Source organism: Ectopseudomonas composti, assembly GCF_001567565.1.
Classification (GTDB): domain Bacteria; phylum Pseudomonadota; class Gammaproteobacteria; order Pseudomonadales; family Pseudomonadaceae; genus Aquipseudomonas; species Aquipseudomonas composti_A.
The window spans coordinates 88,854-101,481 of the sequence record NZ_LSSW01000029.1; the positions used below are offsets into that span (position 1 = coordinate 88,854).

Sequence of the window (12,628 nt, forward strand, 5' to 3'; positions counted from 1 at the left end):
TGAAGGAGGAAAGCCAACATGCTGTTCCACGTGAAGATGACCGTGAAGTTGCCGGTCGACATGGACCCCGCCCAGGCGGCCAAGCTCAAGGCCGACGAGAAAGAACTGGCCCAGCGCCTGCAGCGCGAGGGCAAGTGGCGCCACCTGTGGCGCATCGCCGGGCACTACGCCAACTACAGCGTCTTCGACCTGGCCAGTGTCGAGGAACTGCACGACACCCTCATGCAGTTGCCGCTGTTCCCTTACATGGAGATCGAGGTGAACGGCCTGTGCCGCCACCCGTCTTCGATCCACCAGGACGATCGCTGATCAATCTTCCAGTCGATAAAAACAAGATGAGGACATAATCATGAGCATCAAACTGTCGCACACCGAAAGCGTGCAGAAGTTCTTCAAGGAGGTCAGCGGCCTCGACAACGACCAGGGCAGCCCGCGCATGAAGGCGCTGGTCAACCGCATCCTGCTGGACAGCATCCGCCTCATCGAGGATATGGAAGTCACCACCGAGGAGTTCTGGAAGGCGGTCGACTACCTCAACCGCATGGGCGCGCGCAGTGAAGCCGGCCTGCTGGTGGCTGGTCTGGGCCTGGAGCACTATCTCGACCTGCTGCTCGATGCGCAGGACGAAGCGGCCGGCCTGCTCGGCGGCACCCCGCGCACCATCGAAGGCCCGCTGTACGTGGCCGGCGCGCCGCTGAGCGAAGGCGAGGCGCGGATGGACGACGGTACCGATCCGGGCACACCGATGTATCTGCACGGCCAGGTGCTCGATGTCGACGGCAAGCCGGTCGCCGGTGCCGTGGTTGACCTGTGGCACGCCAACACCAAGGGCACCTACTCCTACTTCGATTCGCGCCAGAGCGAGTTCAACCTGCGCCGCCGCATCGTCACCGACGCCGATGGCCGCTACCGCGCGCGCAGCATCGTGCCGTCCGGCTACGGCTGCCCGCCTGATGGCACCACCCAGGAAGTGCTCAACCTGCTCGGTCGCCACGGCAACCGCCCGGCACACATCCACTTCTTCATCTCCGCGCCTGGCTATCGTCACCTGACCACGCAGATCAACCTGGCCGGCGACGAGTACCTGTGGGACGACTTCGCCTACGCCACCCGCGATGGCCTGATCGGTGACATCGCCTTCGTCGAGAACGAAACCGCCGCGCGTGACCACGGTTTCCAGGGCAATCGCTTCGCCGAAGTGAAATTCGACTTCCAGCTGCAGAGTGCTCCTGCACCTGACGCCGAGCAGCGCAACGCTCGTCCGCGCGCTCTGCAATAAACCGGGTGCCAACCACCCCTTTATAGCCGGCTTCAGGGCCGGCTTTTTTTATGTTTTCGCGCGTCGCAGGGCGCTTGTGGAATCGGGCTGGGAGCCGGGCAGGCTTTGCGGCATCATCACTGGCCTCCGCCTTTGGTGCTCCCGATGAACATCGACACCCGAATCAAATTCCGCCACTTGCTGTGTTTTCTGGAAATCGCCCGCCAGCGCAGTTTCGCCAGGGCGGCCGATGCGATGGCGGTCAGCCAGCCGGCGATTTCCAAGACGCTCAAGGAGCTGGAGGAGATTCTCCAGGCCAGCCTGTTCGAGCGCGGCAAGAGCGGGGTGAGCCTGACCGCTGCCGGGGTGGCGTTCATGCGCTATGCCGGGCCTTGCGTGCAGGCGCTGCGTGATGGCGTCAGCAGCCTGCGCGATGGCGAGCACGAGGCCGGGCAGGTGCGGGTCGGTGTGCTGTCTACCGTCGAGAGCCTGCTGATGCCCGAAGTGGTCGGGCGTCTGCATCAGCGTCATGCGGCGCTGGTGGTCAGCGTGGCCACCGGGCCCGGTGCCTACCTGCTGGGTCAGTTGCGCGTCGGTGAGCTGGATCTGGTGATCGGCCGCATGACCGACAGCCCGGACATCCAGGGCCTGACCTTCGAGCACCTGTACAGCGAGTCGATGACTCTGGTGGTGCGCCCGGGGCATCCGTTGCTGGCCGCCGGTGAGGATGCGCTGAGACGGCTGGGCGATTACCCATTGGTATTGCCGACGACCGGCACCACCATCCGTAAACATGCCGACAGCCTGTTCGTGCAGTGCGGGGTGACACCTTCGCGCCAGCGGCTGGAAACCCTCTCGCCGGCCTTGAGTCGGCGTTACGTGCTGTGTAGCGACGCGCTGTGGGTCGCCCCGCAGGACTCGGTATGCCTGGATGTGCGCCGTGGCGAGCTGGCCGAGCTGCAGCTGCCGGTACGCGAGCCGGGCGGCTCGGTGGGGATCTGCCGTAACAGTGTGCTGGGCCTGTCGCTGGCGGGGGAGCGCTGCTGCGATGTGCTGCGCGAGGTGGCGCAGGCCTATCGCGATGGGCATTTTCCATAACCATTTGGTTATGAATTGACGGCGTCTTTTCAATTTTCAGCTGCACTGCATTGGCCGAGACTGCGCCAACCTGCCGGGGCAACATGGCCCTCGCACGACTCCACAATACCCACAACAGGAGTGCAGCATGCCTGCCGAGGACAACCGTCGCTTTGCCATTCGCGACCGCAACTGGCATCCGAAAGCCTTCACCCCCGACTACAAGACCTCCATCGCCCGCTCGCCGCGCCAGGCGTTGGTGAGTATCCCGCAGTCGATTTCCGAGACCAGCGGCCCTGACTTCTCGCACCTGCAGTTCGCCGAGCACGACAACGACCTGCTGCTCAACTTCAACAACGGTGGCCTGCCCATCGGCGAGCGCATCCTCGTCTCCGGTCGGGTCATGGACCAGTACGGCAAGCCGATCCCGCATACCCTGGTGGAAATGTGGCAGGCCAACGCCGGTGGCCGCTACCGGCACAAAAACGACCGCTACCTGGCGCCGCTGGACCCCAACTTCGGTGGCGTCGGCCGTGCGCTGACCGACAGCGAAGGGCGCTACATCTTCCGCACCATCAAGCCCGGCCCCTATCCGTGGCGCAACAACCCCAACGACTGGCGCCCGGCGCATATCCACTTCTCCATCAGTGGCCCGTCGATCTCCGCGCGTCTGATCACCCAGCTGTACTTCGAGGGTGATCCGCTGATCCCGTTGTGCCCGATCGTCAAGTCCATCGCCAACCCGGACGCCGTGCAGACGCTGATCGCCAAGCTCGACATGAGCGCGGCCAATCCGATGGATTGCCTGGCCTATCGCTTCGATATCGTGCTGCGTGGGCAGCGCCAGACCCATTTCGAGAACCGTTAATGAGCCGCCCAGGATCTGCTGCGCGTCGGCCAGACGGCGTTAAAAACGGCTTCGGAATGCTCATTTACTACTCGTAAACTGCGCTTCCTCAGCCCTTTTTGCCTTGTCTGGTTCTAGCTCGCTAGATCCTGAGCAGGCTCATAGGAGGATGACCATGCCTGTTGAATTGCTGCCGGAAACCCCTTCGCAAACCGCCGGCCCCTACGTGCATATCGGCCTGGCCCTGGCTGCGGCCGGCAACCCGACCCGCGAGCAGGAAATCTGGAATCAGATGGCCAAGACCGAGGCGCCGGGCGAACACATCGTGCTGCTCGGCCACGTCTATGACGGCAACGGCCACCTGGTGCGCGATGCCTTCCTCGAACTGTGGCAGGCCGACCATCAGGGCCAGTACGACGAGGATTACGACCAGTCCAAACCCTTCAATGGCTTTGGCCGCACCGCCACCACCTTCGATGCCGGTAGCGAGTGGTTCGCTTACACCGTCAAGCCGGGTGTAGTGAAAAACGCTGCCGGCGTGCCGATGGCGCCGCATATCAACGTCGCGCTGTTCGCCCGTGGCATCAACATTCACCTCAACACGCGCCTGTATTTCGAGGATGAAGCCGAGGCCAATGCCAAGGATCCGGTACTCAGCCTGATCGAGCAGCCACAGCGCCGCGAGACCCTGATCGCCAGGCGCTGCGAAGTGGACGGCAAGCCGGCCTACCGTTTCGATATCCACATTCAGGGGGACGCCGAGACGGTCTTCTTTGACTTCTGAGTGGTGCACGCAGGCCGGGCGCTTCATCGAAGCGCCCGGCCTGCGGCGCGCTGATGCCCCGCTTACGGATCAACAGCGCCGTGGTTCCAGCCTCACTGGACAGCCGTTTTCTGTGGCTATTTACGATAACCGCACGATGGTTCGATAATCGCCAGGTGCTGTCAGCCCAGTCTCGGAGGCCCCATGAACGAAACCCGTCCGCCGCTTACCAGTCTTGCCCCGCCGCCCTACGTGTCACCGGCCAAGCGTATCGAGGAGTTCGCTGGCGACCCCAACTTCATGACCTCCCTGGCTCGTGGCCTGGCGGTGATCAACGCCTTCCAGGAGCGCAAGCGTCACCTGACCATCGCGCAGATCAGCCACCGCACCGAGATACCGCGCGCTGCCGTGCGCCGCTGCCTCTACAGCCTGATGAAGCTGGGCTACGTGACCACCGACGGGCGCACTTACTCGCTGTTGCCCAAGGTGCTGACCCTGGGCCACGCCTACCTGTCTTCGACGCCGCTGGCGGTGTCTGCGCAGCCGTTTCTCGACCGTCTCAGCGAACAGCTGCACGAGGCCTGCAACCTGGCCACGTTGGAAGGTGAACAGGTGCTCTACATCGCCCGTTCGGCGATTCCGCAGCGACTGATCTCGGTGGACCTGAGCGTCGGCAGCCGACTGCCTGCGTACTGCACGTCCATGGGCCGCATCCTCCTCGCCGCACTGGACGATGACCAGCTCCAGGATTACCTGGCCCACGCCGAGCTGCAGGCCAAGACCAGTCGTACCTTGCACACTCCCGACGCACTGTGGGAGTGCCTGCAGCGCGTACGCCAGCAGGGCTGGTGCATCGTCGACCAGGAGCTGGAGCAGGGCCTGCGTTCGCTGGCGGTGCCGGTGTACGACTCGGCCGGCCATGTGCTGGCGGCGATGAACATCAGTACCCACGCCAGTCGCGTGCCCACCGCCGAACTGGAAAAGCGCTTCCTGCCGCTGATGCTCAGTGCCAGTCGCGAGTTGAGTGGCCAGTTGTTCCGTCCAGCCTGAAGGTGGAAGTCGTTCGATAATCGCCCGGTATGGCGATTATCGGATTGTTCTTGTTCGGGCCGTTTTCTAAGGTTGCAGTCACCCGGTACCTGCAAACTGACGAGAACACCAAGATGGCCGACATCATCACGCTGCGCGAAGCCATTTCGCGCCATGTTCACGACGGCGATTGCATCGCCCTCGAAGGCTTCACTCACCTGATTCCCACTGCCGCCGCTCATGAGCTGATCCGCCAGGGCAAGAAAGACCTGCACCTGGTGCGCATGACTCCGGATCTGGTCTACGACCTGCTGATCGGTGCCGGTTGCGCGCGCAAGCTGACTTTCTCCTGGGGCGGCAACCCCGGCGTTGGTTCGCTGCACCGCCTGCGCGATGCGGTCGAGAAGCACTGGCCGCACAAGCTGGAGATCAGCGAGCACAGCCACGCGGCCATGGCCAACGCTTACGTCGCCGGTGCCTCCAACCTGCCGTTCGCCGTGTTGCGCGGCTACCAGGGTTCCGATCTGGTCAAGGTCAACCCGGACATCAGGTTCATCGACTGCCCATTCACCGGCGAGAAGCTGGCGGCCATCCCCAGCGTGCGCCCGGACGTCACCGTGATCCACGCGCAGAAGGCCGACCGCAAGGGCAACGTGCTGATCCAGGGCATCCTCGGTGTGCAGAAGGAAGCCGCCCTGGCGGCCAAGCGCTGCATCGTCACGGTCGAAGAAATCGTCGACGACCTGCAGGCGCCGATGAATGCCTGCGTGCTGCCGACCTGGGCCATCAGCGCGGTGTGCGTGGTGCCTGGCGGCGCCCATCCGTCCTACGCCCATGGCTACTACGAGCGCGACAACCGCTTCTATCAGGATTGGGACCCGATTGCCCGTGACCGTGAAACCTTCACCGCCTGGATCGACGAATACATCCGTGGCACCGAGGATTTTGCGCAGTACCAGGCGAAAGTGAATGGGGAGGCCAAGTGATGAGCGAGTTCAACACCAATGAAATGATGACCGTGGCCGCTGCCCGTCGCCTCGGCAATGGCAGCGTCTGCTTCGTCGGCATCGGCCTGCCATCCAAGGCCGCCAACCTGGCGCGCCTGACCCACGCCCCGGAAGTGGTGCTGATTTATGAATCCGGCCCGATTGGCGCCAAGCCGAGCGTGTTGCCGTTGTCCATCGGTGACGGCGAACTGGCCGAAACCGCCGACACCGTGGTGCCGACCGGCGAGATCTTCCGCTACTGGCTGCAGGGCGGGCGCATCGACGTCGGCTTCCTCGGCGCCGCCCAGGTCGACAAGTACGGCAACATCAACACCACCGTGATCGGTGACTATCACAACCCGAAAGTGCGCCTGCCGGGTGCCGGTGGCGCGCCGGAAATCGCAGGCTCAGCGAAGAAGGTGCTGATCATCCTCAAGCAGGGCCATCGCACCTTCGTCGACAAGCTGGCCTTCATCACCTCGGTCGGCCATGGCGAGGGCGGGGATCACCGCAAGCAGCTCGGTCTGCCGGGCGAAGGCCCGGTGGCGATCATTACCGACCTGTGCATCATGGAGCCGGAAGCCGGCACCAACGAGTTCATCGTTACCTCGCTGCATCCGGGCGTAACCCGTGAGCAGGTGATCGAGAACACCGGCTGGCAGATTCGCTTCGCCGACAGCGTGACCACCACCGAGGCGCCAACCGCCGCCGAACTGGCCGCTCTGCGTGACCTGGAGGCCCGCACCGCCAAGGCCCACGGTCAGGCCGGAGGTGAAGAATGAGCCGCGAGGTATTCATCTGCGACGCCATCCGCACGCCGATTGGCCGCCTCAATGGCGCGCTGTCGGCGGTACGCGCCGATGACCTGGCGGCGATTCCGCTCAAGGCGCTGATCGAGCGTAACCCGCAGGTCGACTGGAGCGCCGTGGACGAAGTGTTCATGGGCTGCGCCAACCAGTCCGGCGAGGACAACCGCAACGTGGCGCGCATGGCGCTGCTGCTCGCCGGCCTGCCGGAAACGGTGCCGGGTGTGACCCTCAATCGCCTGTGCGCCTCGGGCATGGAGGCGGTGGGCGCCGCCTTCCGTGCCATCGCCTCGGGTGAGATGGAGCTGGCCATCGCTGCCGGCGTCGAGTCCATGACCCGCGCGCCTTACGTGATGGGCAAGGCTGACAGCGCCTTTGGCCGTGGCCAGAAGCTGGAAGACACCACCCTGGGCTGGCGCTTCGTTAACCCGCTGATGAAAGCGCAGTACGGCGTCGACCCGATGCCGGTCACCGGTGACAACGTTGCCGAGGACTACGGCGTCAGCCGCGCCGATCAGGACGCCTTCGGCCTGCGCAGCCAGCAGCGTGCGGCTGCAGCTCAGGAGTGCGGTTACTACGCCGAGGAAATCGTCCCGGTGGTGATCAAGAGCAAGAAGGGCGAGATCGTCGTCGATCGTGACGAGCACCCGCGTGCCGACACCAGCGCCGAAGGCCTGGCCAAGCTCAAACCGGTCAACGGCGAAGGCAAGACCGTCACTGCCGGCAACGCCTCGGGCCTCAATGACGGCGCCTCGGCGATGATCCTGGCCTCCGCTGAGGCGGTGCAGAAGTACGGCCTCAAGCCGCGCGCCAAGGTGCTGGGTATGGCCAGCGGCGGCGTCGCGCCACGCATCATGGGCGTCGGCCCGGTGCCGGCGGTGCGCAAGCTGCTGGCGCGGCTGAACCTGAGCATCGAGCAGTTCGACGTGATCGAGCTGAACGAAGCCTTCGCCGCTCAAGGCCTAGCTGTAACCCGCGATCTCGGCTTGCCGGACGACAGCCCCAAGGTCAACCCGAACGGCGGCGCCATCGCCCTCGGCCATCCGCTGGGTATGAGCGGCAATCGCTTGGTGCTGACCGCCGTGCACCACCTGGAGAAGGCCGGCGGCAAGCTGGGCCTGGCGACCATGTGCGTGGGGGTGGGGCAGGGCCTGGCACTGGCCATCGAGCGGGTGTGAGGTTCTGAGCCCTGTGGGAGGCGCTTCAGCGGCGACGCTTTTAATCCGTCGCGGCTAAAGCCCCTCCCACAGACGCCCTCCGTGCGCGGCCCCGCAGGTTGATGCCACACTAGCCGTACATTTTTCCCAGGAGCGTTGCGCGCGTGAGCAACCAACTTTTCGATGCCTACTTCACTGCGCCGGCCATGCGCGCGATCTTCTGCGATGCCGGTCGGGTGCAGGGCATGCTCGACTTCGAGGCCGCCCTGGCGCGGGCCGAGGCGCGCGTGGGGCTGATCCCCATCGAGGCCGTGGCGCCCATCGAGGCCGCCTGCAAGGCCGAACTCTACGATTACCCGGCGCTGGCTCAGGCCATCGCCACGGCGGGCAATTCCGCCATCCCGTTGGTCAAGGCATTGGGCAAGCTCATCGCCGCCAGCTCACCTGAGGCCGAGCGCTACGTACACCTTGGCGCCACCAGCCAGGACGCCATGGACAGCGGCTTGGTGCTGCAACTGCGCGCTGCCATCGGCCTGCTGGAAAGCGATCTGGCGACGCTGGGCGATGCCCTGGCGGCGCAGGCTGAGCGTCATATCGATACACCGCTGGCCGGGCGCACCTGGCTGCAGCAGGCCACGCCGGTCACCCTCGGCATGAAGCTCGCAGGCGTACTCGGCGCGGTCACCCGTCATCGTCAACGCCTAAAAGAACTCAAGCCGCGTCTGCTGTGCCTGCAGTTCGGCGGTGCCTCTGGCAGCCTGGCGGCGCTCGGTGAAGACGGCTGGGCCGTCAGCGCAGCGCTGGCCCAGGAGCTGGATCTGAAATTGCCCGAGCAGCCCTGGCACACCCAGCGTGATCGTCTGGTGGAATTCGCCAGCCTGCTGGGAATGATCGCCGGCAGCCTGGGCAAGCTGGGGCGCGATCTGAGCCTGCTGATGCAGACCGAGGCCGGCGAAGTCTTCGAGCCGTCAGCACCGGGCAAAGGTGGTTCTTCGACCATGCCGCACAAGCGCAACCCGGTCAGCGCCGCGGTGCTGATCGGCGCCGCCACCCGTGCGCCGGGCCTGGTGGCGACCATGCTGAGCGCCATGCCGCAGGAACACGAGCGCAGCCTCGGCCTGTGGCATGCCGAGTGGGAATGCCTGCCAGAGCTGTGCTGTCTGGTCTCCGGCGCGCTGCAGCAGGCGCTGCTGGTGGTGCCGGGCCTGGAGGTGGATGGCGCACGCATGCGCGCCAACCTGGAACTGACTCAGGGGCTGGTGCTGGCCGAGGCGGTGAGCATCGCCCTGGCGCAGAAGATTGGCCGCGACGCCGCTCACCACCTGATCGAACAATGCTGCAAACAGGCCGTGCGTGAGGGCGCTCATCTGCGCACCGTGCTCGGCGCCAATGCCGAAGTCATTGGCCAACTTTCTGCCGCCGAGCTGGATCGTCTGCTCGATGCGGCGCATTACCTGGGCCAGGCTCGCCGCTGGGTCGAGCGGGCCGTTGCCGAACACAACCAACTTTCGCGCTAGGAGCTGTCCATGCCTGCCGTACGTCTCGCCGATGGCGATCTGAACTACCTGCTTGAAGGCCCGGCTGGTGCGCCGGTGCTGGTGCTGTCCAACTCCCTGGGCACCGATCTGCATATGTGGGATGCGCAGATTGCAGCTTTCACCCAGCACTTCCAGGTGCTGCGTTACGACACCCGTGGCCACGGCGCTTCGCTGGTCAGCGCGGGCCCTTACAGCATCGAGCAGAATGGCCGCGACGTGCTGGCCCTGCTCGATGCGCTGGGCATCGCCAAGGCGCATTTCTGTGGCCTGTCCATGGGCGGGCTGATCGGTCAGTGGCTGGGCATCAACGCGCCTGAGCGTATCGAGCGCCTGGTGCTGTGCAACACCGCCGCCAAGATCGGCACGCCGGAAGTCTGGAACCCACGCATCGAAACCGTACTGGCCGGTGGCGCGCAGGCCATGCGCGATCTGCGCGATGCGTCGATCTCGCGCTGGTTCACCGCCGACTTCGCCGAGGCCAATCCGGGCAAGGTCGAGCCCATCGTCGGCATGCTGGCGCAGACCTCGCCCGAAGGCTATGCCGCCAACTGCGCGGCGGTGCGCGATGCCGACTGTCGCGAACAACTCGGCAGCATCAGCGCGCCGACGCTGATCGTCTGCGGCAGTGGCGACCCGGTCACCACCACCGAAAATGGACGCTTCATGCAAGAACGCATCGCTGGCGCCGAGCTGGTGGAGTTCCATGCCGCGCACCTGTCCAATGTGCAGGCCGGTGACGAGTTCAGCCAGCGGGTACTGGCTTTTCTGACGGCCTGATCTGGTAGGAGCGGCTTCAGCCGTGATGCGACTTTGCGGCTAAAACGCAATGCCGCCCAGCCGCTCCTGCAGATCCAATTCGAGGATTGATCGATGGACGAGAAACAACGCTACGAAGCCGGCATGCAGGTGCGTCGCGCGGTGTTGGGTGACGCCCACGTCGACCGCAGCCTGCAGAACCTGACGCCATTCAACGAAGAGTTCCAGGAGATGATCACCCGTCATGCCTGGGGCGATATCTGGACCCGTCCGGGCCTGCCGCGCCATACCCGCAGCTTGGTGACCATCGCCATGCTGATTGGCATGAACCGCGAAGGTGAGCTGAAGCTGCACCTGCGCGCAGCGAAGAACAACGGAGTGAGCCGCGAAGAGATCAAGGAAGTGATCATGCAGAGCGCCATTTATTGCGGCATCCCGGCGGCCAACGCCACTTTCCACCTTGCCGAGGCGCTGTGGGATGAGCTGGGCGTGGAGTCGCTGCAGGACTGATCCGCGCGAGCACCGCAGCGCTGCCCGGACCACGCATCCGGGTGGCGCTTTTTACCTGGCAAGATGGGCAAGTTACACGGCTTCGGCTCAAACCTTACGCCGCATGCCGAGCGCGCTCAGTTATCTTGAGCCACGGCCTGACTGATTGGTCAGCGTGCGCCGGTCGGCGATAGGCGTCGGTACTCCACGCCTGTATAGTTGCTTACCTTGCTATCTTTCAAGGCACATCCTTCAGGTATTCCATGAGCATCATTCCATTGTCCGGCACCAGTCACCCGCTCAAGGGGATTGGTCTGATGGTAATGGCGACCTTCATGTTCGCCAGTCACGATGCCATGTCCAAGTACCTGTCGGGCTTCTATCCGATCATCCTCATCGTCTGGGCGCGCTATCTGGTGCACACGCTGCTGATGGCCGGCATCTTCCTGCCGCAATCGGGTTTGCGAGTGTTGCGCACCAAACGGCCTGGCCTGCAGGTGCTACGGGCGCTGTGCCTGCTCGGCGTCAGCCTGTTGTTCACCACCGGCTTGATGTTCATACCGTTGGCCGAGGCAACCTCGGTGATCTTTCTCGCGCCCTTGCTGGTCACGGCGCTTTCGGTGCCACTGCTCGGCGAACGCGTCAGCCGGGGGCAGTGGGCGGCGGTGATCATCGGCTTCGTCGGTGTGCTGATCATCGTGCATCCGGGGGGCAACCTGTTCACCCCGGCGGTGCTTTTGCCGCTCTGCGCCGCCCTGTGTTTCAGCTTCTACCAGATTCTGACCCGGCGCCTCAGTGAAGTGGACAGTGCGACCACCAGCAACTTCTTCGCTGGCCTGGTCAATACGCTGGTGATGAGCCTGCTGGTGCCGTTCTTCTGGCATGTGCCCAGCGTCACCCACGGGCTGATGATGCTGGCTCTGGGCGGCTGTGGCATGGCCGCGCACCTGTTGCTGACCCACGCCTTTCGCTACGCGGCCCCCGCCTTGCTGGCGCCGTTCGGGTACGTACAGATCATCTTCGCCGGCCTGCTCGGTCTGCTGGTGTTCGGGCATACGCCGGATGCCACCGTGCTGATCGGCATTCTGATCATCTGCCTCAGTGGTCTCGCGGCAGCCTGGCAGAGCCGCCGCCACTCACGCAAAAAAGCCTGAGTCAGCTGCATTCGCGCACTTTGCGCCACCACCGCGCAGGGTGCGCCCGCTCATGAGTTCGCTCAGCCGCCGTCCTTGCACATCAGCCTGGGGGCGGGCCGCCTGAGGCGAGACCAGACTTGGCCGGGGCGCAGGCAATAAAAAAGCCGGCTTGTGGCCGGCTTTTCGGAGGAGGTCAGGGCTTATTTTTGGTAAGCCGCGACTGCCTTGTTGATCAGGCTGCGGGCATCTTCAGCGCCGCCCCAGCCTTCTACCTTGACCCACTTGCCCTTCTCGAGATCCTTGTAGTTCTCGAAGAAGTGCTTGATCTGCTCGATCAGCAGCGCGGGCAGGTCGGTGTATTCCTGAACGTCTTTGTAGAGAACGGTCAGTTTGTCGTGCGGAACCGCGACCAGCTTGGCGTCGCCGCCAGCTTCGTCGCTCATGTGCAGTACGCCGACCGGACGCGCGCGGATCACCGAACCCGGAGCAACCGGGTAAGGGGTCACGACCAGCACGTCGAGGGGGTCGCCGTCGTCAGCCAGGGTGTGCGGGATGAAACCGTAGTTGGCCGGGTAGAACATCGGCGTGGCCATGAAACGATCGACCATCAGGCAATCGGTATCGTGGTCGATTTCGTATTTGATCGGCGCGTGGTTGGCCGGGATTTCGATGGCAACGTAGATGTCGTTCGGCAGGTCTTTACCAGCCGGGATCTTGCTGTAGCTCATGGGGGGAACTCCCAGGGAGGGCCAAAAAAGTGGGGCGCATTATAGGCGTATTCGCATG

Annotated in this window: 14 protein-coding genes; 13 read left to right on the top strand and 1 reads right to left on the bottom strand. The window is 64.3% G+C overall.

Features of this window, described 5'->3' with window-relative positions; all coding sequences use genetic code 11:
• Window positions 1-18: 18 nt before the first annotated feature.
• From catC to PCLY_RS16970, 13 genes are all read left to right on the top strand, one after another.
• The gene (gene catC, locus PCLY_RS16910; RefSeq protein ID WP_037000634.1) at window positions 19-309 is read left to right on the top strand and encodes a muconolactone Delta-isomerase; all 291 of its coding nucleotides are present in this window, start codon (window positions 19-21) and stop codon (window positions 307-309) included.
• A gap of 40 nt (window positions 310-349) precedes the next feature.
• Window positions 350-1,279, top strand: coding sequence for a catechol 1,2-dioxygenase (gene catA, locus PCLY_RS16915; protein WP_061240789.1), 930 nt, complete (start codon window positions 350-352; stop codon window positions 1,277-1,279).
• 144 nt (window positions 1,280-1,423) lie between these two features.
• Window positions 1,424-2,356 (top strand): pca operon transcription factor PcaQ, encoded by a 933-nt coding sequence (pcaQ, locus tag PCLY_RS16920; protein WP_061240790.1) that lies wholly within the window; start codon window positions 1,424-1,426, stop codon window positions 2,354-2,356.
• Window positions 2,357-2,483: 127 nt separating this feature from the next.
• Entirely contained in the window at window positions 2,484-3,203 is a 720-nt protein-coding gene (gene pcaH, locus PCLY_RS16925; protein WP_061240791.1) for a protocatechuate 3,4-dioxygenase subunit beta, read from the top strand.
• A gap of 154 nt (window positions 3,204-3,357) precedes the next feature.
• Entirely contained in the window at window positions 3,358-3,966 is a 609-nt protein-coding gene (pcaG, locus tag PCLY_RS16930) for a protocatechuate 3,4-dioxygenase subunit alpha (protein ID WP_061240792.1), read from the top strand.
• A gap of 183 nt (window positions 3,967-4,149) precedes the next feature.
• Window positions 4,150-4,995 (top strand): IclR family transcriptional regulator, encoded by an 846-nt coding sequence (locus PCLY_RS16935; RefSeq protein WP_061240793.1) that lies wholly within the window; start codon window positions 4,150-4,152, stop codon window positions 4,993-4,995.
• A 113-nt stretch (window positions 4,996-5,108) separates the two neighbouring features.
• On the top strand, window positions 5,109-5,960 hold the full coding sequence (locus PCLY_RS16940) for a CoA transferase subunit A (RefSeq protein ID WP_061240794.1): 852 nt from the start codon (window positions 5,109-5,111) through the stop codon (window positions 5,958-5,960).
• Window positions 5,960-6,742, top strand: a complete 783-nt coding sequence (locus tag PCLY_RS16945) for a CoA-transferase subunit beta (RefSeq protein WP_061240795.1) — start codon at window positions 5,960-5,962, stop codon at window positions 6,740-6,742. Before PCLY_RS16940 ends, PCLY_RS16945 begins: the two co-directional genes overlap by 1 nt.
• The gene (gene pcaF / locus PCLY_RS16950; RefSeq protein ID WP_061240796.1) at window positions 6,739-7,944 is read left to right on the top strand and encodes a 3-oxoadipyl-CoA thiolase; all 1,206 of its coding nucleotides are present in this window, start codon (window positions 6,739-6,741) and stop codon (window positions 7,942-7,944) included. Before PCLY_RS16945 ends, pcaF begins: the two co-directional genes overlap by 4 nt.
• Window positions 7,945-8,087: 143 nt before the next feature.
• A complete protein-coding gene (locus PCLY_RS16955; protein WP_061240797.1) occupies window positions 8,088-9,440 on the top strand; it encodes a 3-carboxy-cis,cis-muconate cycloisomerase in 1,353 nt (450 codons plus the stop codon).
• A 9-nt stretch (window positions 9,441-9,449) separates the two neighbouring features.
• Window positions 9,450-10,238, top strand: a complete 789-nt coding sequence (gene pcaD / locus PCLY_RS16960; RefSeq protein WP_061240798.1) for a 3-oxoadipate enol-lactonase — start codon at window positions 9,450-9,452, stop codon at window positions 10,236-10,238.
• Window positions 10,239-10,331: 93 nt separating this feature from the next.
• Window positions 10,332-10,727 carry a 4-carboxymuconolactone decarboxylase gene (gene pcaC, locus PCLY_RS16965; protein WP_061240799.1) on the top strand — a complete coding sequence of 132 codons (396 nt, stop codon included), beginning with the start codon at window positions 10,332-10,334 and terminating at the stop codon, window positions 10,725-10,727.
• 242 nt (window positions 10,728-10,969) lie between these two features.
• Window positions 10,970-11,860: a DMT family transporter gene (locus PCLY_RS16970; protein WP_061240800.1), complete on the top strand. Its 891-nt coding sequence runs from the start codon at window positions 10,970-10,972 to the stop codon at window positions 11,858-11,860.
• Window positions 11,861-12,042: 182 nt separating this feature from the next.
• Here PCLY_RS16970 and ppa read toward each other — a convergent pair whose 3' ends face one another.
• Complete coding sequence (ppa, locus tag PCLY_RS16975) at window positions 12,043-12,570, bottom strand: inorganic diphosphatase (RefSeq protein ID WP_061240801.1); 528 nt, start codon at window positions 12,568-12,570, stop codon at window positions 12,043-12,045.
• Between the last annotated feature and the right edge of the window lie 58 nt (window positions 12,571-12,628).